The organism is Vibrio mimicus CAIM 602 (genome assembly GCF_000338875.1).
GTDB lineage: Bacteria > Pseudomonadota > Gammaproteobacteria > Enterobacterales > Vibrionaceae > Vibrio > Vibrio mimicus.
Genome location: NZ_AOMO01000027.1, coordinates 60,234 through 83,026 on the forward strand (window position 1 = coordinate 60,234; position 22,793 = coordinate 83,026).

The window sequence follows — 22,793 nt, forward strand, 5'->3', positions numbered from 1 at the left end:
GATTTTTCAATGCCTCTTTTCAATAGTTATGACCTTATTGTCATCGCTTCAGCTCAAGAGCTAGACAAATTGCCTTCGCATATTGCGGCGGTTTTTTCTCGTCAATTTCCAGTATCCATTACGGCAAATGATGGCGTGATCGTCGAATACGATAATCAAGAGATTGCTCATGTTGTGGGTTTGATTCAAGCCTCGTACCCCGATATCGATTTCATCTGTTTTGATGAAGGTAATGTCGAGCTTACACATGCACTGCGTCACAACTCTTTCAATGACAGTGAACTTGAACGGTTTCGAGATAAGGTGACTATGAAACAATGGTTATCTGCACAACACATCACCACACCACGCTTTTTGGAAACGTTGGATGATGAACAAGGCTATCGTTCTATAGAATCGGTTCTTGGTTCACCTTTTGTGGTGAAACCCAAGCGTTCGGCTGGTTCAAATAACATTTATATCGTTCGCACTGAAGGCGATTTCATCGAGATGAGATCGCAGGTTGGATGTGCTTTCAACGAATACGAAGTGGAAGAGTATATTGAGGGTGATTTGTATCATTGTGATATCGCGATTTGGCAAGGTGAAAGCCTCTTCTCGGAATGTACGGAATATCTATGTCCCACGATAGATTTTCAATCTGGTTCACCGCTTGGCGGAAGGGTTATGGATGTTGAGAGTATTTTGCGGCAGCGACTCATCGAGTTTGCCGAAAATGCCTTATCTGTGCTGAAGGCGAGAGATGGTGTTTATCACATGGAAATATTCGTGCGGCAGAATAGCACTCAGGACTTGGTTTTTTTGGAAGTCGGGGCGAGGCCACCCGGTATGTTGGTGACGACCATGTATGAGAAAGCGACGGGAGTTAACCTGCTCAATCTGGATATTATGATTCAAACACATTCAGTACCTGCTGTGTTTCACTTTTCCAGACAACAACATGCGTTCTATTTGGTGTATCCCAAAGGTACGGGGCGCGTTGAGCGGCTCAATGCCCCTCCAACGCATGATCAACTGAGTATGCGTTTTTTCAATCAGGCTTCGGTTGGTGAAATTCACCAAGGTTGTTTTTCTAACCTCGATTTCTGTGCTCACGTTACCTGTTGTGGAAATGATAAATCAACTGTCGATCAGGCGTTTGAACAGATGAGTAAATTTAAACCCGTGCATTATGCTGTTAACTGAGCAGGGCTACCGCTTGGTTAATTTGCCTTAGGATTAGCTTGAGTTCATTTTTATAGTCTGACCGAAATTTTTCATCGGTCAGGCTATCTCCGACTCGCCAATAGATCGCGTAAAGAAGCACTTTGGTGATTTTCTCTCTGAGTTCGAACAATTCAATACTGTTGCCCGGCGCAGAATAACGGCGGAGGAAAGCATGATAGCAATCGTTCATTCTTCGAAAATGTTCCATCACAACCTCTTGATCTGGCTTGATAAACGATAACCCACTTTTGTCTTGCGTAATATCGGCGGATTCGCTGTAGGCAATACAGGCTTCAATAATGGCGGTGATTTCTACTAGAAAAGCGTTTTTACTTTTATCATCGGTTTGCGCTTCGACAAGCGGCAGCCATTTGTTGGAAACTTTGTACCCTCGTCCACGCACGGTCACGATAAAATCTTCGATCATGACACTCTTTAAAACGGCACGTGCTTTGAACACGTATTTGTTGGCGATAATACTGTCTGGGCTATCTTCCATATGGAAGGTGGATTTCTGATCTCTGACAATATTACCTATATCGCTGTAGCTGATTAATGGCGCTTGAAGAGTGAAAAGGTGGTGAAGGAGAACCGAGATCGCCGCATCTTGGATAAAAACCTCTCGTCCAGACGATTTTAGTGTGCAGAGATGAGAATCAAGCGTGACACTTTTCGCGGTTTCTATGTTTTTGAATGTGATTTGACTCATTGTGATCCCTTGCTTCCTTCTGCCACCAACAGCGTTTTTTAGTTTTTGCTCTTTGAATCAAAAAGATATCACGCAACCTAGCCTGATGCTATTGCGTGAACAGGCTAATTGATTGATGCCTACCGAGTTCATTCCTATGCCGTCAGCTTTGCGAGCGAAATCGCTTAGGCGTTGTGCCCGTGTGCTTTTTAAAGGTTAGGGTAAAAGCGCGCTCTGATTCATAGCCGACTTGTTCGGCAATGTCATCAATAGGCAGCAGAGATTCTTGCAGCAATTCCTGCGCTTTTTGCATCCGAAGGTGAGTCAAATACTCAAACATCGGGCGGCCAACCAAAGCGGAAAAACGGTTCGCAAAAGCGGCGCGTGACATGCCAATTTGGTTAGCGAGCGATTCGAGTGTCCAACTCTGCTGAGGGTGAGCATGCAACAGTTGTAGTGCGCGAGCAATACGTTTGTCGTTCAATGCCTCTAAGAATGGACTGTTTTGTTCACGGCCAAAGTTAATTCGGATCAGCTCAACCAAAATGATCTCGGTCAGTTTATTCACAATCAACTCAGAACCGGGGCCTTGCGATAGGTATTCCGCACTTAACTGATCAAAAGTGCTGCGCAGCCAAGGGTATTTAGCAAAGTCCTTGTCTCGCACTATCGTAACGCGGGGAAACACACTCAATAGTGGTGTAGTCGCCGTGCGCGTGAAGCTGAATGATCCACACAACAGCAGAGTTGACTCTTCAAAATCGGGCTTCCCTTTCACCGGAGACTGGCTGGAAAGTATATGTTCTTGGCCCGGGCCAAGAAAAATCAAATCCCCCGTTTCTAATCGTTCAATATAGCCATCCACATTTGCCCAACACGTGCCTCGTCGAATCATGTGAAAGTTGGCTTGTTCGGCATCATGAAAGTTTTTTGTCCAAGGTGCTTCGACCTGACTGCAAAAATAGACACTGCCAGATACCCGTATCGCGCGGAGAATGTCGCTCATCACTTCCATTTGAATCCTCTCTTAGAATGTACGATCGATGTATTAATTCAAGATTATTGTGCATAGATAGTACTGAGCGCAAGCCTTAAAGTAGCACCATACACAACACAACGAGGTCACCACCATGCCGAAGATTGAAATTTACACCAAAAGCTACTGCCCCTATTGCAAAGCCGCAAAACAAACTTTGAACAGCATGGGGTTGAGCTATCGCGAAATCGAAGTCAGTGATAGTCAGGCTTTGTTTAACGAAATGCTTAACCGCAGCCAACGCAAAACCGTACCGCAAATTTTTGTGGGTGATGTACATATCGGCGGTTATGACGACTTAGTGATCGCGATTAAAAACGGCCAGTTTAAGAAGACGTTAGCTCGTTAAACAAACGTAAAATGAATAGATAAATCAGATTGTTAAAGGAAGAAATCATGAAAACACTACACAACGCTCAACATCACCCAGCTTGGGTATATTCGCTGGATAAAGTGGCAGATAACGCCGTACGTTTCTCCATCGTGATTGTGCTGGCTTGGATCGGTGCGATGAAATTTACCAGCTATGAAGCAGGTGCGATTGAGGGGCTTGTCGCCTCAAGTCCTCTAACCAGTTGGTTGTACAGTGTGTTTAGTTTACAAGGTGCATCAAACCTGATTGGTTTTGTTGAAGTGGCGACAGCGCTTGCTCTGCTATTCGCTCCAGTACATCGCATCATTGCCGTATTGGGTGCAGCCAGTGCCACACTCACGTTTGCGGTAACCAGTAGCTTCTTGTTGAGTGCTCCAATTACAGAACCGAGCTTAGGTGGCTTCCCGGCGATCTCAGTTGTACCGGGGCAATTCTTGCTAAAAGATATTGTGTTGCTCTCTGCTGCGGTATCACTGCTTGCCAAAGCACTGCTGCGTGATGAGTAATCACGTTCGTAAATAAGGAACACATAAAAAATCCGCCTTCTAGAGGGCGGATTTTTATTGGCATTTTCAGAGAGGAAGGCTGCCACAGCAAGCTTAGCCTCAAAGTGAATACTTACACGTAATAAGCTTCTACTGTGCCTTTCAATTGGATCAGCATTGGGTTGCCGTAGCGATCTTTCGCTTTTGGTGACGGGATTTTAATCCAGCCTTCGCTGATGCAGTACTCTTCTACATCGGTACGCTCTTTACCGTTAAAACGAATGCCGATTTGGTGTTCAAAGCACTCTTTAACGAAGAATGGGCTGCGAGAGTTGCCCGAAAGGCGATCGGGTAAAGCGGGTTTTGTTGTTGTGTCGTTCATTGTGTGTGACCTGAATCGATAAAAGTGCGCCATTGTAGACAGAGCCAGTGTGCGGTTCAAGTGATGTCCGTCGGAGCCACACTTTTGCACCATCTCCTCTTCTTCGCTGACTGAAATACGCGCGATTTTCATCGATGGCTTGCCAATGGCCATGGCGCAGCGGCGATCATCAAGTTCACAAATCGTGATGCTTAACTCGCGGCATTGACGGATCCTGTCTATGTTTATTTTATCTTTTCATTGAACAATGAGGATAAATTCATGGGTTTATCTATTGTGCAGCGAATCATCGCCGGGTTCGTGCTGATGCTCCTATTGTTGATTCTTTTGGGTGTGATTAGCACCTTTAAAATCCGTGGCATTAATGATGGGTTATCAGAAGTAACGGATCGTGCAACACCATTAGTGATGGCTGTCGCAGGGTTGAAAGAAGCCTTACAGGAGAGCAACCGTTGGGTGCTGGAGTTTCGTACCAGCGAAGATGTCAACGAATTGCCACAGTTCTCAAGTCAATTCAAATCTCAACAAGCGCGTTTTCGGCAACTCAGTCAGGAAATGGATAAATTGACTAGCTCTGGCGAAAGTCAAAGCCAGTTCCAAGAAGTATTGCGGGTCACCAATCAGTTTTATAACGAGGCGGATAAGGTGTTGACTCAGCATGGTGAGTGGGTGAATACGCTGGTGCAGCGCCGTGAATTGGAAATTGCTTTTATCCGACTTGAAGATACCTACCAGTGGGCAGCGGATTTGCTGCTGCAACAAAGCTCCGGTCAGCGTTCTATGCGTAATAAAGCTGAGCTTATCACCTCCGGTATCGCGCGGGATTTGAAGAACATCCGCCGTGCGGATGCAAAAACCGACTTGAATGAACTGGAAAAAGTACTCAGTAAAGATATAGAAATTGCCCGAAAACGCCTTGAACGAGTGCTGGTTGCGGAAGATGTGAAAGCGCGCTATGTGGCGAACCTCAATCGCTTACAAGAACTCGCGCTAGGACAGAAAGGGTTGCTGGCAACCATGCGCAAAGCGCAGCAACTGGAAAATGCGTTGATTATCCAGAACCATCAAGTCGATGCCAGCCTTTCCAACAGCTTGGCAAAGCTGGATGAAATGGCGAAGTATGCGGGAGACATTGCACAGCAAAGCCGTATTCAAGCCGATGGAGCGGTAAGCAGCGCTAATGTCTTGATCATTATGGTATCCGCTATTTCTGCCGCGGTGGCGTTAGTGATTGGTTTTACCACCACGCGCAGCATCCAAAAGCCATTGCAAAAGATCAATCACGAGTTGGCTTATATGGCTCAAGGGGATATGACGCGTCGTATCAACTACCAAACGCGTTGTGAATTTGGGGCGCTTTCACGTTCCATCGATATTTTGGCGGATAAAACGGGCGAACTGCTTTCGCAGATTAATGCTGGTTCGCGTCATCTGGTGGACGAAGCCAGCCGTTCTGCAGAAATCAGTGAGCGCACAATGGCGCGAGTACAAGAGCAAAAAAGTCAGACTGATCAGGTCGCCGCCGCGATTACTGAGCTTGAAGTCAGTGCGAATGAGGTAGCAAGGTCGACCGATGGGGCGAAGGATGAAGTGGATCGCGCTGATGCTGAAGCGAAAGAGGGACGCCAAAAAGTGGCTTCCACTCGTCGTATCACTGAGCAACTGGCTACGGATATGGAAGAGGCGGTCGGCATTACCCACAAATTAGGGGAATTCAGTAATAACATCGGCAGTATTTTGGATGTCATTCGAGGTATTGCGGAGCAAACCAATTTGCTGGCATTGAATGCGGCGATTGAGGCCGCGCGTGCGGGAGATGCAGGACGCGGCTTTGCAGTGGTAGCCGATGAAGTCCGAGCGCTCGCCACTCGAACTCAAACTTCGACCGAAGAAATTCAACACATGATTGAGAACTTGCAGCAATCCAGCAAGCAGGTGGTGGAAGTGATGGGGCGTAGCCAAGGCCAGACGCAAGTGTGCGTTGAACAGACTCGAGAAATGGATGTGGCTTTGCAATCCATTGCGGATCGCATGACGGCAATTAAAGAAATGGCTGATCAGGTGGCGCATGCTGCGCAGGAGCAGATTTTGGTAAGTCAAAGTGTTGCTCATCACGTCACCGGGATTGCCGAAGTCGCGCATGAAACCGAACGAGAAGCGCGTGAATCTGCCAACAGCAGTGAAGTGTTAGCAGATCTTGCCGCGAAACAGCAACAACTCATCGCGCATTTCAAAGTCTAGGAGGGCTTATGACGAACAAGTGGATTGGAGCTCTGAATCTCCTATTGTGTAGCCAATTAATGGCCAGCGAACTGGTGATTGAAAGCTGGCGTGCGGACGATAAAGCGCTGTGGGAGCAGAAAATCATTCCTGCTTTTGAAACGGCGAATCCGGGCATTAAAGTCAAATTCCATCCTATACCCAATGTGAGTTATACCCCCACATTGTGGGAGAACCTAAAGGCCGGTAAGGCGGGGGATTTAATCACTTGCCGCCCATTTGATGATTCGCTGGCACTCTTTAAGGCTGGGCATTTGGCAGAGCTAACCGAAATGGCAGGGATGGAAAACTTCCCCAGCTTTGCGCAAGCACCTTGGCAAACGGATTCTGGCGCACAAACCTTTTGTGTACCTATGGCATCCGTCATTCATGGCTTTTTCTACAACAAGAAAATTTTTAATGAGTTAGGTTTGAGTGTGCCGAAAACGCGTGACCAGTTTTTTGCGGCGCTCGACAAGGTTAAAGCTGATGGTCGGTATGTACCCTTATCGATGAGTGGTTCGGAAAGCTGGGTGGCTTCTGAGCTAGGTTTCCAGAACATCGGGCCGAACTATTGGAAGGGGGAAGATGGACGTTTAGCTCTGATCAATGGTCATGAACGATTGGATGACCCGCAATACGTCAAAGTGTTTGAGGAGTTGGCGCGTTGGCGAGCTTACCTTGGTGCTGGCGGTGAAAGCCGAGATTATGGCACCAGCAATGAACTGTTTACCTCAGGCAAAGCGGCGCTGTATGTTGCAGGCTCATGGGAGATTGCTCCATTTACCGATAAGGTCGATTTTGGGGTTATGCGACCGCCTGTGGCTAAACAAGGTGATGGTTGCTTTTTTGCTGACCATACCGATATCGGCATGGGCATGAACCCGGCCAGTAAAAACCCGCAAGCGGCGATGGCGTTTTTACAGTGGCTGACGACACCTGAATTTGCTGAGTTGTACACCAACTCGTTACCGGGCTTTTTCTCACTCTCGAACCATTTCTTTGATGTCACCAATCCGGCTGCGCGAGAAATGATGGAGTGGCGCGATCAATGTGATTCTACGATTCGCGTTGCCACGCAAATTCTTTCGCGTGGTCAGCCCAAATTGGGTGATGAATTGGCTGAAGTGTCCCAAGCCGTTTTACTGGGCAAAATGGCACCGAAAGCGGCCGCAGAGCGTCTGGAACAAGGCTTACAAGGTTGGTATGCCCCGCATCAAAACCGTAAAGCCAAAAGCCAAGATTGCCAATGTGCAGCACCGTTGCCCGCAGCCGTCAGTACGAATGGCGTGAGTGCGCCAAACAATACAGCAGAAATCGTGTTATCTGTGCCAGATGAGGCAGTCGGAGACGCTTCAGCTTCAGCGGAATAATTCGTCAAAAATCAGAGGCGAGAAAAAATTAAGGGCGATCTTGAGATCGCCCTTTTCTTTCAACTGAGTCATGCTTCTCGCGGCCTATTGCAAACGGAAGCGCTGTACTGTGTGTTGCAACTGGCTTGCTAGCTGGCTCAGTTCTGCACAAGATTGCGCTGCGCTGGAGGAGCCTTGCGCCACCTCTTTGGCTGAATCGTTGATTCGCTCGATATTGCGGCTCAGCTCTTCGCTCACCGAATCTTGCTCGCCACACGCGCTGGCGATTTGAATCGTCATATCTGCAATTTGGCTACTTTGATAGCGAATTTGTTCGATGGCTTGCTGTGTTTCTTGGCTTTGTTGAACACAGTGGCTAATCAGTTCTCGGCTGTTGCTGGTTGTTTCGCGAGCTTTTTGTGCACAAACCTGCAAGTTCTGAATGATTTCGACGATATCACCGGTTGATTGCTGGGTTTTGCCCGCCAGTGAGCGAACTTCATCTGCCACCACCGCAAAGCCGCGACCTTGTTCACCAGCACGCGCCGCTTCAATTGCCGCGTTCAGTGCCAGCAAGTTGGTTTGCTCTGCAATACTGCTGATCACATCCACCACCATGTTGATTTGCTGTGCTTGGCTTTCCAGCTCAAGTACGCGCTGCTCAGTACGGCTGACTTCTTGGTTCACTTGTTGAATCGAATCATTCACCGCACGCATTTGCTGCGAGCCTACGTCTGCGTGCTGGCTGCTTTCACGTGAAGAATCCGAAGCGATTTCAGTATTACGCGCCACTTCCTCAACGGTCGATTTCATTTCCGTCATCGCGGTGGCAATTTGCATCACTTCTTCTTGCTGGATCTGCATGCCTTGTGAGGTTTGCTCAGAAACTGCACTTACTTCATCAACGCGTGTGCCAATTGGGTAGCCCCCGTAATGATTTCTTCGACCATCAGGCGCAGGTTGTTTTGCATTTTGCTGCATGCGTCAGCCAGCTCTCCCAATTCATCACGACCAATGGTTTCGCGATCTAAGCGGTGCGCCAAATTGCCTTCAGCAATCGCATTGGCTTGAGCAACCACTTGTTGTAGCGGGCGACAAATTAGGTTGGTTAAGAGCCAAGTGGTCAGACACATAAAGGCCAGTAACGCGATAATGCTGCTCACCGAAAATTGGCTGATGATGTCGATCAGAGAAGTGAGTTCACTGCGGTTACCATCAACGTAAGAAAGGTTGAGTTTGAGCAGATCATCAATGGCAATTTCCAGCTTTTCGAAGGTTGGCAAAGAACGTTGCAGATCTTGCTGCGCCTTAATGAGGTCTTTTTGCTGAATATCGGTATTAAACGAACCAAGCTGGCGTAGGTACTCTTGCCACAGGTTTTTCACGGGCATGAAAATGCCACGTTCATGATCGGTCCAGATGCTGCGCTCATAACGATCCAAATCTTTTTCGATCTGTTTGTAATGATCGTTCATCCAACGGATATCGTCGGCGATTTCTGCTTCATCCGTTGATGCAAGTAGGCTAATTTGCGCTCGGCGTACGGATGACATGTCGTACTTAATACCGTTGACCAGCATCATTGAAGGCAAGGTATCGTCAGTCAGGTTCAGTACATCGCTTTTAATGCTATTGAGTGAACGGTAGAGGTAGCCACCAAAAGCTAAGTTGATCAAGGCAATCACAGCAAATGCGACTGCGATTTTTTTGCCTATCGCTAAATTTTTGAAGAAAGACATAGAGAGTACGTGACCTCTTTGTAAAGCGGGTTGGTCACTTCCTTATGTTGAATGCGCAGTCCAAGTTGCGATTCGCCAGTGCAGGCTTAGATAACACTGACTATGAAGTAGGTGCGGAGTATATCACCAATTGCATTAGTAATATGAAAATATGGGATTTTTATCGCATTTTTATGTCGTTAACATGACAAATGTCTATAAAAATGAGGTCTAGATCGCTTTTATAGCGGTTTGAACGGGCAGGTTTTGAGGTTCAATTGAGGGTCTGATAAGGCTATTGAGCGTAGAAATGCAGCCCAATAGCCTTTCATTGCGGGAGTGTGGGCTTATTGTTGAAGCTTAGCTTTAGCTTCTTCAACTTTAGCGAAGTCTAGCCCGAGTTCTTCAACCGCCTGTTTGATCAGCGCTGGATTTTGCATCACTTGTCCAAGCAGCATTTGCAATTTGTCTTGTGGAAGACCTAATTGTGCCAAAGTGGCCATGGCTGCTAGAGGGTTTTGCGTCAGGGTTTGAAACAGCTCGTTGATCTGCTCGTTACTGATATTGTTTTCTTTCAACATGGCGAGAATGGGGTTCATTCGATTTCCTCTATTCGTCTTTGTTTAGGTCGCAAAAATACAGAAAAACTGCCAAATTCGCGACCCCGGAAAAATTAACCGATGAATTTTCCGATAAAGTTTTGGATATTGCTGAAGCTAGACACGGCCATCACCACCACAATCAGTGCACCAATTGCGGTCAGGTAAACCGGATGCTTGTAGTCACCGACAATATTTTTGCGACGCGTTGCCGCCAGAACGAAACCAAGCACCACGGGTAGGATAATACTGTTAACCAGACCTGCCAACATCAGCAGAAGGATTGGCATGTTCATCATCACTGTGCCAACGCTGGTCAGGATAATAAAGCCGACACACCATGCTTTCTCATTGCGGGCAACCACTGGGAATAGAGTTTTTATGAGTGAAATGGCCATGTAAGAGTTGCCGACAACAGAAGTGATCGAGGCAACAAACAGCACCAAACCAAAAATGAAATAACCGATTTCCCCCGCACCCTGACGGAATGCGTCTGCTGCTGGGTTTGCATTATCCAGTACCGCGCCTGTCGCAATCACACCGAATACCGCCATAAACAGCAAGATACGAATCACCACAGCGATTGAAATGCCTGCCCAAGCGGCTTTCTTGATGTGTTCAACGTTGTTGTCACCTTGAAGCCCCACATCAACCAGACGTTGAGCGCCCGTGTAGTAGCCACCCACGGCACCACCAACGATGGTTAAGGTTGGTAGCAGCAGGCTTCCCATATCCATTGGCATGACTGCCGCCGCTAGGGTGTCGCCCATTGGAGGCAGGCTAGTCATGGCTACATAGGCAATCAAGACAATCATGAACAGACCTAGATAGCGCGCCATCTGATCCATGCGCTTTGACGCGTTATGGACAACAAAGAGTAAACAGCCCACTACGCCAGTAAACAAGGCTCCCCAAGTGGTATCCACGCCAGTTAGGACATTGATACCCAGCGCGGCACCACTTACGTTACCGAAGTTGAACGCCACTGCGCCCAGTGCCAACAGTACACCGATAAAGTAACCCGCTCCCGGAGCAATCTTGTTGGCAATGTCTTGGATACGCAGACCCGAGACACCCACAATGCGCCATAGGTTCATGACGATACCAAAGGTGATGAAGATAGAAGCGAACACCGGGAATGCCATGTCGACTTTGTAGATGTTGGTAAATACTGCGGTTTGCGTTAAAAAACCCGGGCCAACGGAAGTCGTAGCCATTAGGAAAGCGACGCTGAAGATGGCCTTGGATTGCCAATCAGTCTTGAGCTGAGTGTGTGCTTTGGTGGTCATGCCGAATCTCGATTTTTGTTGTCTCTCTATTTATAAAAAAAGGAAAGACAACTGACCGGGATCAGCTGGCGGGAGCCGTTAAGCTCTTGAAAAGTCGAGCCTTTGCGGCTTCGTTTTTGCTGGGCGCAAATACTAGAGAGTAAGGCAGGTGATGTCAATCACTAAAATCAATAAATTTAGTGAGGTTGTTACTCGGTTATCTTTTTCCGTTGGCAATAATACCGATGGCGACAGTGCTTTGTCCTGTCATTTCACACTGTTTGGTGATGGTTGTAAGCACTTGATTCATTGGAAAAGTGGCACGCTAACGTTGCCACTTTTCAGAGAGGTATCTTCGTTTACGCTTGTCTATGTGATTCTCAAGCGTGTTTTTTCTTCGGCTGGTAGTACAAAATCGACATAGATACCGGGAGCTGCAATATTTCCCCTTCCGCATGACCGGGTTGAGCATGGCGCATATTGGTATCACAGATCAAACACCAATCTTGTTGGCATTCGTTCGGCAGTGTAAATCGTGCTGGGGCGCTGGTTTGGTTGATCAAATACAGCATTTCAGGACCATCACTACCAATCCCGATATGTAGTGCGACAGAAGAAAGGCGGTTCCAATCATCCATTTCCATCGGCTTGCCGTCCACCCGACGCCACGCAATACGGTTATTGTTGCGATTCTCACCGCTGAAAGCGCGAATAAAAGGCACCATGTAGGTTTGCCGAGCCGCAACCATACCAGCCAGCCATTCACGAAAGTCTTGTTTGGTTTCGTTACTCTCCCAGTTCAACCAACTGATGTCGTTATCCTGACAGTAAGCGTTATTGTTGCCCTTTTGGGTATGGGAAAGAACATCGGCAGTGACAATATGTGGAATGCCAAAAGCAAACAGCAAGCTGGCCATAAAGTTGCGTTTTTGCCGCTCGCGGGTAGCGCGGATCACAATACTGTCGGTATCACCTTCAAACCCGTAGTTGTCTGAGCGGTTGTCACCGTGGCCATCGCGGTTTTGTTCGCCATTCGCTTCGTTATGTTTGTGCTTGTAGGACACCAAATCTTGTAAGGTGAAACCATCATGATAAGTGATGTAATTGACGGTGAGCTTGTAAGGCCAGTTGGCGGCACTGTACAAGTCACGTGAGCCCATAAGACGGGTTGCAAACTCTTTCAAAAAACCGAGATCGCCACGCCAGAAGCTGCGCGTAATATCGCGAAGTTTGTCGTTGGTTTCGTTCCAACCAAAAGGGAAATTTCCTACTTGGTAGCCATTCGGGCCAATATCCCAAGGCTCGGCGATCAATTTCATTTCACGCAGCACAGGATCCTGCGCGACCGCTTTGAAAAAAGCGGCTTCTTTGCTGAATTCATCCCCTCGACGGCCGAGTGTGGCAGCCAAATCAAAACGGAAACCGTCAATGTGATATTCCGTCACCCAGCAGCGTAGGGTATCCATTACCAGATTCAGCGCAGCTTGATACGAGAGATCGACCGTATTGCCACACCCGGTGTAATTGGCGTAGTTCTCGCCATGATGTAGGTAGTAGTTTGGATCGAGAGCTTTAAGGTTAAAGACAGCGCCGTTTGCTCCACCTTCGGCGGTATGGTTATAAACCACATCCAGAATGACTTGAATTCCGTTGCGATGAAGTTCGCGAATGGTGGTTTTCAGCTCGTTAACTGCATCTTTACTTGCATAACGAGGATCTGGTGCCATAAACACATAGGGGTTATAGCCCCAGTAATTAACTTTGCCACTCTCCAGCAAATGCGGTTCATGCATACAAGCGGCAATCGGTAACAACTGCAGCGTATTGATGTTCTGCTGGCGATAAAAATTGAGCATCGGCTCGCTCACCAAGCCTAAATATTTACCACGCAGTGCGCTATCAACTTGTGGATTTAATTGAGTTAAGCCTTTGACATGGGTTTCAAACAGCACCATTTCATCGCGCGCGATGTTGGGTTTAGCCACATTTTGCCAGTCAAATTGAATATCCGTGACTACACATTTGGGAAGATCAAAACTTTTATGGCTGTCAAACGGAGGCTCGTAGTGTAACGGGCCTTCTAAGGCACGAGCGTAGGGATCAGAAATATAATGCAACTCGTCATCGAGCTGAATTAAAAAACCGTATTTCTGTCCGGCACGAATACCAGAAAGATAAGTGTGTTTAATTCCCGCGTATTCCTGCTCAAGCTGATGAGTTTCATAACTGCCATCAGCGTGAAACAGAGCCAATAAAATATGTTTATTGGCTGGCGAATAAATGGCGAAGTTACAACCCTCAGTATCGAGTGTTGCCCCTAATGGGAAAGGCGTTGACAGGTTCATTTTCATTTTTAATCGTTGTTTTAGCGCACCACTGCTTTAAGTAAAAGGCTTTGCTAGCCTCAGGTCAAGCGCATGGTCACAAATATTTCTTTGTAATTTTATTTCATTTTTATGAACGATTTAGGGCTGAAAAGTGATCGTGAAAACACTTTGTATTGGGTTATTTAGAAAGTGGGTAACCTACTCCCCCCAAATAACGTGATCTAAGCTTTAAAAACAGCATACTGTAATTTTTCTCATCCTTTCTCCTCCCCCTTAAATAAAAGTAGGGTGGAGGAAGTGCCTTTATTCCTCCTCACGTAAGCTCACCACAGTTGAAACAACTGGGGATTCGTTCCCATCTTACCTCTCTTTTTATGCTGCCAACTTTCTGCCTTTGGGGGCTCGACAGAAAAGAGTGTGAAGAATCTAAAATAAAAACCCTAAATGGAGTTAACGATGAAAAAAGTAAGTGTAATTGCTGCCGCAGTGGCTGCAACGCTCGCAGCTGGTTCTGCTTTCGCTGTCGATTTCAATGGCTACTTCCGTGCTGGTACTGGGATCAGTGGTAATGGTGATGCGGATATCGCTTTTCAAAAAAATGGTATTGGTCGCCTCGGTAACGAAAACGACAACTACTATGAATTCGGTTTTTCTGAAGAGCTGAAAACCGGCGATCAAACATGGAAAATCGACTCCATGTTGGCAAAAGGTGATGAAGGTAAAGCGGGTTGGGAAGATAGCAACGCAATCAACGTAGCCCAATTCAACGTGCAAGCGAAAGGTCTGCTGGCTTCTGACAAAGAAGCGGTTCTATGGGCTGGTAAGCGTTACTACCAACGTAAAGATATCCACATCACGGACTTCTACTTCCTGAACACTTCTGGCACCGGTGGTGGTATCGAAAACCTTTCTATCGGTAACCAAAAGCTGTCTGTTGCTCTGCTCCAAGATGGTGAAACAACTAACTCTTCTGGCTACATTTTTGATGCTCGTCTAGCGAACATCGGTCTGTGGGAAAATGCGACACTTGAGCTGGCTGTGGCATACAACTTCGCAACCGAAAAAGACAACAAAACTGAAGCCGCTGACGATGGCGTAATGGGTACTGCGATTCTGCACCAAGGTCTGAGCAATGGTTTTAACCAAACTGTATTCCAATACGGTACAGCAGGTTACGGCGCTCAAATGGCTAACTTCTGGGGTGCAGGTGCTTATTATGGTCGTGGTTCTGCTGACAACAACGATGCTAACGGCTTCCGTCTGTTGAACTGGGGTGTGGTTAACCTAGGCGAAGCGTGGGAAATGGGCCACCAATTGGCTTACCTGTCAGGTTCTGACATCGGCACAGCGAAAGCGGATATCGATCAATACTCTGTTGTTGTACGCCCAATGTACAAGTGGAACGACACTATGCGTACTGTGTTTGAAGCAGGTTACAACAGCGGCGACAACGACAAAGGCGAAGACTTTGAATACAGCAAGTTCACCGTAGCTCAAGCATGGGCAATGGGTAACAGCTTCTGGGCTCGTCCTGAACTGCGTGTTTACGGCTCATACCTGACTGACCACGAAGGTACAACTTTTGGCAGCAAAGGTGATTCAGACTTCGTTATGGGTATCCAAGTTGAAGCTTGGTGGTAATCAACCCACTTGCTCTTAATATCTATTGTCCATAAGCCAAATAGCCGATGTTGATCGGCTATTTTTTTCAAGGTTCATACGCTTACTCATTGCCACACCAAGTAGTTTGGGTATACCGCACATATTTGCTGCGTTGTGGTTTCTCGCAAATGGGTTTGGTGAGAATCTTTAAAAAAATGATAAAAAGGAGTCGTTATGGTGTTGAGAGCCTTATTACTAGGGGGATGTATTGCTTTAGCTGGTTGTCAGAGCACGACAGTGATTGAGCAAGCACAACCTAACGCTGGGCAAGAAGTTCAGCAGGTTGGTCAATTACAAGCGACCAAAGTGAAATTACCTAGCACAACCAAGGTGGCTCTGACCGCGGAGACGCAGTATTTGCGTAACTCACAGATCAGCAGCCCGGTTGCATTGTTTGAAATTCCGGCCGATCGCGGGCAAATGACTCTCACCATTACCAGTGAAATCGGTGACTCGGTATTTTACCCACATGTGATGATTGTTGATGCGCAAGGCCAAGTGTGGAGTCTTACGAAGATGTGGTGTTTGAGTACCGTAAACCACGTTTGCATTTGGGCAATCGCTTAGTCGCTGAATTGGATTTCTACCCACCTCAAGGCTACAAATCCCTGTTTGTTTTGGTTTACACCCAACAGCAAGATTTACAAGAGGTGACTTATGTTGCGCATCCAGCCAGAATTGATGCTGAGGCGCGTGGTAACTATCTGCCTGAAGTGAAAGACATTCCGGTACCCCATATATTAACGGGTACGATTGAGTTGGATGTGTCTGGCCCATCCTTCCTTTCTTTTGTACGCAGTGAAGATCGCCCAACTGCGACGTCAACTGACGCCGCAAAAACGCAGCTTCAAGTTCAACCTGATACTCAAACCTACTATTTCTCATCGATTGAACGCGCAGTGGCCGCGAACGATTTACCCAAAGCGCTCAGCTTGTTAGATGAAGCAAAGGCCCTCGGTATTGAAGGAGCACAAGAGGTGTTTATCAAAGCGGTTAACGCTCGCAAATAACCACATCGACAAACAAAAATGGGTGGAGGATCTCCACCCATTTTTTATCGCACATAGTTTCTAAGTTAGATGTAAAGTACAATTCAACACATCTTTTATTTTTGCTCGGCACAACGTGTCGTGGCAAAGGCGGTCACCCAGTTAGAGAAACTATGAATATTATTGGAATTGCGATTGGCGCTACAGGGTTAACACTGATTCTGGCTTTTGTCTGGATGATTGTGCTATCCGTAAGACGTAAGCGACTGGAAGCAGAACGCAAAGCCAGAGAAGAGGCGTATCGCAAAGCCTTGGAACGCAACCGAGAGCAAGAACGCAAAGAGCGTTTGTTTAAAGCTGAATCCGGTCACATTCCAACCATTCTCTTTTTAGCCAAAGAAGCCGAACGCAGCAGCTTAAAAGAAGCGCTGTTTTGGTATGAAAAAGCCGCTCATCTCGACAACATTCCCGCTATGTATGGCATTGTGCGAGTCTGTCAGCGCATCCGTGAAGATGTGATTGCGAAAGAGAAAGCCAAATTTTGGCAAACTTGTGTGCGTGGCGTGGAAGGGGATATGGCCTCCAAATTCGAAACGGGCATGGCTTGGTTGTATGGTCGCGGAATTGAAGTCAATGTGTCTAAAGGGATTGGTTTCATTCAAGAAGCGGCAGAAGCTAATTTTATTGATGCCATTCTCTTTATGGGTAGTTGGTGTGTCTCGAAAGATAACATTGCGCCAACTCCTGCGGATTCGACCTTTTGGTACAGCAAAGCCGCTAACATGGGCAGTGCGGAAGGCATGATGCGCTTAGGGCTAAACTTGCTGCATGGCATTGGTGGCACCAGTGATTTTCCAATGGCTTGCTACTGGTTAGAGCGGGCTTCTGAAAAAGGCCATCCGGAAGCCATGTACCATGCTGGGGAAGCTTGGATTGATCGCAGCGCTCATGGCAATGCAATTGCGTATATTTGGCTGTTTCTTTCGGCATCAATGGGGTATGAACAGGCGAAAAACTTGCGTGACATGATTGGCGGAAGAATGGGCGTTGAATCCATTGTTGGCCTGCAAGCATTAGCTAAACCGCTACAACGCAAACTGACTACGGGCACGGTGACCAAGCATTCGATGATTCGAGCGCTCAATAAGTTGTACAAACGCCAGATTCCAATCCCGACAAAAGGTGAAGTGATGGATCCGATTGCGGAACAAGAAATAGACTCTTTAATCGAATTAGGTTCGCATAATGAACTTGGTGATGTACCGCAAGAAGGGCAGGGTGAGCGCTTAGATTTTTCGCAAAGCATGATGGATAAAAGAACGCTGTAATTTTCTCGCTTACGAACTACCCCCACACCAGTAAATGCACCAATAAAAACGCCCTGAATCTCAGGGCGTTTTTGCAAGTTGGAAAACCAGCGTTGATTAGAAACCTACGATGTTTTTCGCTTCGAGTTCAGTGAAATATTTAACAGTTTTCACTTTCAATTCTTGAGTTGATGGCTCATCACACACGATCACTGACTTAGGATGCAGTTGCAGTGCAGAAACCGTCCATAGGTGGTTTACGCTGCCTTCTACTGCTGCTTGCAGTGCCTGGGCTTTGTTGTGACCAGTTACTAGGATCATGATTTCTTGTGCATCTAACAGAGTGCCAACACCGATAGTCAGCGCGTATTTAGGCACTTGATTGATATCGCCATCGAAGAAACGTGAGTTCGCGATACGAGTATCTTCCGTCAGAGTCTTAATACGGGTACGTGAAGACAGAGAAGATGCAGGCTCGTTGAACGCGATGTGGCCATCAATACCTACGCCGCCCATGAACAGGTTGATCTTACCGTAAGACTTGATTTTGTCTTCGTAGCGTTTGCATTCTGCTTCGTGATCTTCAGTGTTGCCGTTCAGCAAATTGATGTTCTGTTCTTGAATATCAATGTGGTTGAAGAAGTTGTTGTACATGAATGAACGGTATGATTCTGGGTGATCGGCTGGCAGACCCACGTACTCATCCATGTTGAAAGTCACAACGTGTTTGAAGCTTACTTCACCAGCTTTGTGCATTTCGATCAGCGCTTTGTATGTTGTTAGTGGTGTGCCACCTGTTGGCAGACCAAGAACAAATGGACGCTCAGCCGTCGGTTGAAACTCGTTGATGCGTTTAACAATGTGTGCTGCAGCCCATTTACCAACTTGCGCTGCCGCCTTCAGTGGGATAAGTCTCATGTATTGCCCCTAGATTTGCATTTATGATGTTTTGCTATCCCCTTCCTACTTTAAGCTGCAGCACTTTTTTGGCTACATCAAGTAGTTTGGGTACATGTTAATTTGCATTATAAAATAAGTGATATCGAACTGCCATTGTTTTAGGTCAAAAAATTATAGTCTTGATAGTGCTTGGTCGCGAATAGGCGCATAACTGACTGCATAATCTGCAAGGCTGTTTGTTTTGTCGACATCTTTTTCTTAGGTTGAACACGCAAAGTGACAAAAAATTTATGGACAAAATTAAGTAGATCTTTGAGCTAACGCAGACTACAAACTGGCAAGCAGAGGTCTTACTGACGATACTTAACATGGGCAGATATTGAGGGACAAGATCATGAAAAATGAACTGGAACCGAGCAAAGTGTTGTCAGCGTACGAGAAGGTAATGGAAAACGGCTCGCCGACTGAGTTTGGTAAGATCTATGAAGGTATAGAAGCCTATGCCGACTATGACGGTTATAACGTATTTATGCGTGGTAATGGGGTTGAGCTGAAAGTCGGTTTCCATAACACCTACCACTTGGAATACGAGCAAGAACACCTGCGTGATAGTTTCTTGAAAAAACTCAGTATGTTAGCCAAGTAAAAGGCCGGAAAACAAAGCCCTGAGCGTTTCTCGGCATCAGGGCTTTAGGAGAAAGATCCGGTATTTGGGCCAATTAGTGGCGTAGTGACTCAATCAAATATTTAAGAGTCGGCTCTGGCTCACTGCCTAAATCATCAAATCGAAATTGTGGCTTGATCAACCAGCCGCGCTCAACCAGCTCGTCGATCAAATCGAGATACTGATAGCTGCATTTGCCAACCAGCAGGTTATCTAAGCTGCGTTTTTGTGCTTGCTGCAAGGTGTTAATAAAGCCCTCTAGGTAAAGGTGATCCTTGGTGAACCCGCCGCCGCGATAAACCCGCGTTGTCGTGACAAAAGCACTTTCTCGATCCACACCATACTCTTCAGTGAGATAGCTGAAGGTTTGGTAGAAATTGTGCTCTTTGAGCATGGAATCGACAGCCAACACCCGAGTGGCCAAGGTTTTGAGTCGCTCATGCGACATATAACCTGCCTTATATTCTGCCAAAATGGCCAAGCCTTCTTGTGATTCGGTGGCTCCGGGTAAACCAATCGAAAATACTCGTAAAGGCTGCATGCGACCATTAAAGGTAGTGGCTAGGTGTACGCCAATTTCATGTTGAATGAGGCGCTGTATTTCGGCATGCGAATACATCACTTTGCTGTTCAGATACAAGGTTGGTGGTTTTTTGCCACTCACCATAGCGCGTGCTGCCAGCGACGCAGTCGGGGTGATATGGCAGTGCATACCCCATTCCTGCGCTTTTTTCAGCATGATTTCTGCCGCTTGGTCAGCGTTATACACTTGTCCTTTTTCTTCGGGCAAGGTTTTGGCGTAGAGCAGGAACTTGGCGTTTTCTATCGCCGTGCGATTGGGACGTCCATAAAAGCGCAGCGAGTTATAAAGAAAAGATTCTTGACCAATGCTCGTGAGCAGGTCGATCTTTTCGCTCAGCTTATCGACCATAGAGCTATAGAGCTGTTTTAAGTCAGGATCGGAAATCGTATCAACTGGCAGTTGATAAAGATGCTGCTTAAATTCATTGGCGTTGATCGGCAACTGCTTGTAGCGAAATTCCGGTTTATAGCGACTCGGGGCCGATTCAAAGCGTTTCTGCTCAATATTGATATTGGTTGGGTTGACGTACTTGAGCGTTTCAACTTTGCGAGTCAGTTTGGACAGTGCATCATCAATGGTCAAAATCGCAGGCTCGATGGATGAACCAAGCATTTTCGCTTTGCTGATCCGGCGGCGGTTATGGCGACGCTGAAAGTAAGCACTGGTTTGACTGAGAGCACCTTTGAGACCGCTGCACAGCGCGTTCAATACCAAGGGGTAAACCGTGCCCGTATCTTCTTCCATAAAGACTTTTTTCACTTCAGTTGGTAGCACCAAAGTACGGTCAAAATGGGCGTTGGTATGAGCGATCAGATAACCACGGCCTTCGAACACAGCGTTGATTTCGGTTTTGTTTTCAATGTGCGGTAGCTGGATTTTACTCAGTTCAGCGCAAAAGCGCTTCACTACCGAGCCCCAGCGTTGCATGTCGATTTGCGCCGTGCCCACGTTAAATACCGGCGATGGCTTATCGCCAAGCTGCTTATAGTTGTAGGCATACATATCGAACACAATGACCATGCCGTGCATGGCTTCGAGTTTGCGGATCAACGCTTCGTAGAGCTGATAAAATTCGCTATGTTTGCGATGGCTTTCAGTGCGCTGCTTATCGCTTAACGGACGATTCCAAGCCGACTTATAGCGGGTGCTGAGGGTTTTGGCGCGGTTTAGGTCGTACTCGAAACGGGAATCGAGGCCACATAAAGTAATGGGCTGTGATGCGATGAACTGATCGGTATATGGCGCTTCTTCGAGATTGCGCTCGGTCTTGCTGAGCTGGCACTGTTTAAGCAGATCGTCGCGTAGACGGCTTCCAGCATGGATAGCGGTACACACTACTGGTAGATAGTTTTCTATCTTAATGAAGCAGCCAGCGGATTCGAGTTCTCCTGCGAAAGGTTGTTCTCGCTGGATCAGCGATAGCATCTCTTCAAGAGAATAAACGTTGGAAACTGGGTTGGGCATCTTACCCCCAAAAAGGGACGCAAATTCTCGTCCATCCATGCTGGATGGGCTACAAACTGATGATGTAGCCCGAGGGAGGAATTAATCTTCCTCAGTCAAGCTTGGCTCGTCGTCGGTGTAATCTTCAACGCCATCAGGCTTGTTGCGGCCATTCAAGGTATGGAAACGCTTGCGACCACGAGCTAAACGGGTGTATTTCAACCAAGCTTTTTCTAGCTTGCTTTCTGCCAACTCTGGATTTTCTAGCACTTTCAAGAAATGCTCTTCTTCAGCATTTTCGGGGGGTAGCTCACCACTCTCCAAACCGAGCATAGTGTCACCATACAGAGTTAGGATATTCTCTTCTGCTAGAGTAAAGTCTCCAGATTTAGCAAAGCCTCTTGGGAACTTCTTAGTATCGAAAAAACGTTTTTTTCCTTGACGAAATGCTGTCTCAGACATGTCAACCTCGTGTGAATATGTTCAACCACCGTGTAACCGTGGGTTACGGCGAAAGTTAGGCGTAATCTTCGGAAAAGAAAAACAAAAATTTTTTATCGTCATAATACTTCTTACTTGTTAATCTTCATGGGTAACATCAGAGGAAACTATATGGACGTAAAAGTCTTTCGCACCTTTCTTGAATTAGCCAAAGTCCGTCACTTTGGTCGTGCTGCTGAAAATCTGTATTTAACTCAGGCGGCGGTGAGTGCGCGCATCAAACAGCTGGAAAATCATTTCGATGCTCAACTGTTTACCCGTGATCGGAATAACATCAAATTGACCTCCGCGGGTGAGCGTTTAGTGGGGTACGCCGAGGTCATGGTTGCAACGCTCCAGCAAGCCAAATTTGAATTGTCGCTGGAAAGCGGTAAGGCATTGCAGCTTACCTTGGGCGGTACTCCCAACATTTGGGATGCGTATTTACAGCACTGTTTAAGCCGAATTACGGATACGTTTGAAGGCTATGGTTTTCTGGCGGAAGTAATGGGTCGCGAACAATTGAATCGTGGCTTACTTGAGCGCACTTTAGATATGGCATTTGCACTGGATCCGATCAAAGCGGAAGAGCTGCAGTGTAAAAAAGTGGCCGATCTGGTTTTGGTTTTGGTTTCCACCCGACCCGATGATGCCGAAAGCGTCTTTGAAAATCGTTATGTCTATGTGGACTGGGGATCACGCTTTGCTTCTGAGCATGCGGATCGCCACCCCAAAGCTCCCGCTCCGTTTTTAAGAACGTCGACAGCAAGAATTGCTCTCGATTTTATTCTTGAGAAAGGGGGAAGTGCTTACTTACCGGAAACCATGGCGTTGCCGTTGCTTGAATCGGGAGAACTGTATCGAGTGTCTGAGGTCAATGAATGGCAGCGACCGCTTTATTTGAGCTATCGTAAAAACAGCTCATCAATTGAGGCGATTGTCCAAGTCGAAAAATTGATGAAATCTCTCGATCCAATGACAACTGTTCGTAATTTGGGAAAAGTAGACGCGGTTTTAAACCATAGTGTTGAAGGCTGATAGCCGTTGAGTATTGAAAACAAAGGGGAATCGT

At 46.9% G+C, this 22,793-nt stretch carries 18 protein-coding genes and 2 pseudogenes; 10 read left to right on the forward strand and 10 right to left on the reverse strand.

Annotation, left to right across the window (positions count from 1 at the left end):
* Positions 1-9 precede the first annotated feature (9 nt).
* The gene (locus D908_RS11715; RefSeq protein WP_235047348.1) at positions 10-1,185 is read left to right on the forward strand and encodes an ATP-grasp domain-containing protein; all 1,176 of its coding nucleotides are present in this window, start codon (positions 10-12) and stop codon (positions 1,183-1,185) included.
* On the opposite strand, the gene D908_RS11710 is transcribed toward D908_RS11715, so the two are convergent.
* On the reverse strand, positions 1,178-1,915 hold the full coding sequence (locus tag D908_RS11710) for a hypothetical protein (protein ID WP_005523978.1): 738 nt from the start codon (positions 1,913-1,915) through the stop codon (positions 1,178-1,180). The genes D908_RS11715 and D908_RS11710 overlap by 8 nt on opposite strands.
* Before the next feature lie 142 nt (positions 1,916-2,057).
* A complete protein-coding gene (locus tag D908_RS11705; protein WP_005523980.1) occupies positions 2,058-2,909 on the reverse strand; it encodes an AraC family transcriptional regulator in 852 nt (283 codons plus the stop codon).
* 115 nt (positions 2,910-3,024) lie between these two features.
* Between D908_RS11705 and grxC the strand changes: the two genes are divergently transcribed.
* Together grxC and D908_RS11695 are read left to right on the forward strand one after the other, a co-directional pair.
* Positions 3,025-3,279, forward strand: coding sequence for a glutaredoxin 3 (gene grxC / locus D908_RS11700; protein WP_001124146.1), 255 nt, complete (start codon positions 3,025-3,027; stop codon positions 3,277-3,279).
* A gap of 47 nt (positions 3,280-3,326) precedes the next feature.
* Entirely contained in the window at positions 3,327-3,809 is a 483-nt protein-coding gene (locus tag D908_RS11695; RefSeq protein WP_005523983.1) for a YkgB family protein, read from the forward strand.
* Positions 3,810-3,921: 112 nt separating this feature from the next.
* Here D908_RS11695 and D908_RS11690 read toward each other — a convergent pair whose 3' ends face one another.
* Positions 3,922-4,170 carry a DUF3297 family protein gene (locus D908_RS11690; RefSeq protein ID WP_001000493.1) on the reverse strand — a complete coding sequence of 83 codons (249 nt, stop codon included), beginning with the start codon at positions 4,168-4,170 and terminating at the stop codon, positions 3,922-3,924.
* A gap of 261 nt (positions 4,171-4,431) precedes the next feature.
* Between D908_RS11690 and D908_RS11685 the strand changes: the two genes are divergently transcribed.
* Both D908_RS11685 and D908_RS11680 read left to right on the forward strand, forming a co-directional pair.
* A complete protein-coding gene (locus tag D908_RS11685; protein WP_005523985.1) occupies positions 4,432-6,411 on the forward strand; it encodes a HAMP domain-containing methyl-accepting chemotaxis protein in 1,980 nt (659 codons plus the stop codon).
* Between the two features lie 8 nt (positions 6,412-6,419).
* A complete protein-coding gene (locus D908_RS11680; RefSeq protein WP_005523987.1) occupies positions 6,420-7,802 on the forward strand; it encodes an ABC transporter substrate-binding protein in 1,383 nt (460 codons plus the stop codon).
* Between the two features lie 84 nt (positions 7,803-7,886).
* Here the strand turns inward: D908_RS11680 and D908_RS0119210 are convergent.
* The 4 genes and pseudogenes from D908_RS0119210 to glgX all read right to left on the reverse strand — a co-directional run bounded on the left by D908_RS0119210 (position 7,887) and on the right by glgX (position 13,717).
* Positions 7,887-9,520 (reverse strand): annotated as a pseudogene (locus D908_RS0119210) (methyl-accepting chemotaxis protein).
* A gap of 326 nt (positions 9,521-9,846) precedes the next feature.
* A complete protein-coding gene (locus tag D908_RS11675) occupies positions 9,847-10,098 on the reverse strand; it encodes a DUF2999 family protein (RefSeq protein WP_001068177.1) in 252 nt (83 codons plus the stop codon).
* A 74-nt stretch (positions 10,099-10,172) separates the two neighbouring features.
* On the reverse strand, positions 10,173-11,387 hold the full coding sequence (locus D908_RS11670) for an NRAMP family divalent metal transporter (RefSeq protein WP_005523989.1): 1,215 nt from the start codon (positions 11,385-11,387) through the stop codon (positions 10,173-10,175).
* Positions 11,388-11,746: 359 nt separating this feature from the next.
* Positions 11,747-13,717 carry a glycogen debranching protein GlgX gene (gene glgX / locus D908_RS11665; protein WP_005523991.1) on the reverse strand — a complete coding sequence of 657 codons (1,971 nt, stop codon included), beginning with the start codon at positions 13,715-13,717 and terminating at the stop codon, positions 11,747-11,749.
* A 432-nt stretch (positions 13,718-14,149) separates the two neighbouring features.
* Here glgX and lamB point away from each other — a divergent pair, with 432 nt between their 5' ends.
* From lamB to D908_RS11655, 3 genes and pseudogenes are all read left to right on the forward strand, one after another.
* Positions 14,150-15,334, forward strand: coding sequence for a maltoporin LamB (lamB, locus tag D908_RS11660; protein WP_000757920.1), 1,185 nt, complete (start codon positions 14,150-14,152; stop codon positions 15,332-15,334).
* Between the two features lie 195 nt (positions 15,335-15,529).
* Positions 15,530-16,365 (forward strand): annotated as a pseudogene (locus D908_RS0119215) (MalM family protein).
* A 152-nt stretch (positions 16,366-16,517) separates the two neighbouring features.
* A complete protein-coding gene (locus D908_RS11655) occupies positions 16,518-17,672 on the forward strand; it encodes a tetratricopeptide repeat protein (protein ID WP_005523993.1) in 1,155 nt (384 codons plus the stop codon).
* A 96-nt stretch (positions 17,673-17,768) separates the two neighbouring features.
* Here the strand turns inward: D908_RS11655 and nagB are convergent, their stop codons facing one another.
* Positions 17,769-18,569 (reverse strand): glucosamine-6-phosphate deaminase, encoded by an 801-nt coding sequence (gene nagB, locus D908_RS11650; protein ID WP_001237052.1) that lies wholly within the window; start codon positions 18,567-18,569, stop codon positions 17,769-17,771.
* Between the two features lie 376 nt (positions 18,570-18,945).
* Here nagB and D908_RS11645 point away from each other — a divergent pair, with 376 nt between their 5' ends.
* A complete protein-coding gene (locus tag D908_RS11645) occupies positions 18,946-19,197 on the forward strand; it encodes a DUF3081 domain-containing protein (protein WP_000787140.1) in 252 nt (83 codons plus the stop codon).
* Positions 19,198-19,270: 73 nt separating this feature from the next.
* On the opposite strand, the gene D908_RS11640 is transcribed toward D908_RS11645, so the two are convergent.
* The gene (locus D908_RS11640) at positions 19,271-21,262 is read right to left on the reverse strand and encodes a flavohemoglobin expression-modulating QEGLA motif protein (RefSeq protein ID WP_001133577.1); all 1,992 of its coding nucleotides are present in this window, start codon (positions 21,260-21,262) and stop codon (positions 19,271-19,273) included.
* Positions 21,263-21,343: 81 nt separating this feature from the next.
* Complete coding sequence (locus D908_RS11635) at positions 21,344-21,703, reverse strand: MaoP family protein (protein ID WP_000004730.1); 360 nt, start codon at positions 21,701-21,703, stop codon at positions 21,344-21,346.
* A gap of 150 nt (positions 21,704-21,853) precedes the next feature.
* Here D908_RS11635 and D908_RS11630 point away from each other — a divergent pair, with 150 nt between their 5' ends.
* A complete protein-coding gene (locus D908_RS11630; protein WP_000382706.1) occupies positions 21,854-22,759 on the forward strand; it encodes a LysR family transcriptional regulator in 906 nt (301 codons plus the stop codon).
* Positions 22,760-22,793 lie beyond the last annotated feature (34 nt).

Coding starts and splice junctions, on each gene's coding strand:
- D908_RS11715 (WP_235047348.1), top strand. CDS start 10: ATGCCTCTTTTCAATAGTTATGACCTTATTGTCATCGCTTCAGCTCAA.
- D908_RS11710 (WP_005523978.1), bottom strand. CDS start 1,915: ATGAGTCAAATCACATTCAAAAACATAGAAACCGCGAAAAGTGTCACG.
- D908_RS11705 (WP_005523980.1), bottom strand. CDS start 2,909: ATGGAAGTGATGAGCGACATTCTCCGCGCGATACGGGTATCTGGCAGT.
- grxC (WP_001124146.1), top strand. CDS start 3,025: ATGCCGAAGATTGAAATTTACACCAAAAGCTACTGCCCCTATTGCAAA.
- D908_RS11695 (WP_005523983.1), top strand. CDS start 3,327: ATGAAAACACTACACAACGCTCAACATCACCCAGCTTGGGTATATTCG.
- D908_RS11690 (WP_001000493.1), bottom strand. CDS start 4,170: ATGAACGACACAACAACAAAACCCGCTTTACCCGATCGCCTTTCGGGC.
- D908_RS11685 (WP_005523985.1), top strand. CDS start 4,432: ATGGGTTTATCTATTGTGCAGCGAATCATCGCCGGGTTCGTGCTGATG.
- D908_RS11680 (WP_005523987.1), top strand. CDS start 6,420: ATGACGAACAAGTGGATTGGAGCTCTGAATCTCCTATTGTGTAGCCAA.
- D908_RS11675 (WP_001068177.1), bottom strand. CDS start 10,098: ATGAACCCCATTCTCGCCATGTTGAAAGAAAACAATATCAGTAACGAG.
- D908_RS11670 (WP_005523989.1), bottom strand. CDS start 11,387: ATGACCACCAAAGCACACACTCAGCTCAAGACTGATTGGCAATCCAAG.
- glgX (WP_005523991.1), bottom strand. CDS start 13,717: ATGAAAATGAACCTGTCAACGCCTTTCCCATTAGGGGCAACACTCGAT.
- lamB (WP_000757920.1), top strand. CDS start 14,150: ATGAAAAAAGTAAGTGTAATTGCTGCCGCAGTGGCTGCAACGCTCGCA.
- D908_RS11655 (WP_005523993.1), top strand. CDS start 16,518: ATGAATATTATTGGAATTGCGATTGGCGCTACAGGGTTAACACTGATT.
- nagB (WP_001237052.1), bottom strand. CDS start 18,569: ATGAGACTTATCCCACTGAAGGCGGCAGCGCAAGTTGGTAAATGGGCT.
- D908_RS11645 (WP_000787140.1), top strand. CDS start 18,946: ATGAAAAATGAACTGGAACCGAGCAAAGTGTTGTCAGCGTACGAGAAG.
- D908_RS11640 (WP_001133577.1), bottom strand. CDS start 21,262: ATGCCCAACCCAGTTTCCAACGTTTATTCTCTTGAAGAGATGCTATCG.
- D908_RS11635 (WP_000004730.1), bottom strand. CDS start 21,703: ATGTCTGAGACAGCATTTCGTCAAGGAAAAAAACGTTTTTTCGATACT.
- D908_RS11630 (WP_000382706.1), top strand. CDS start 21,854: ATGGACGTAAAAGTCTTTCGCACCTTTCTTGAATTAGCCAAAGTCCGT.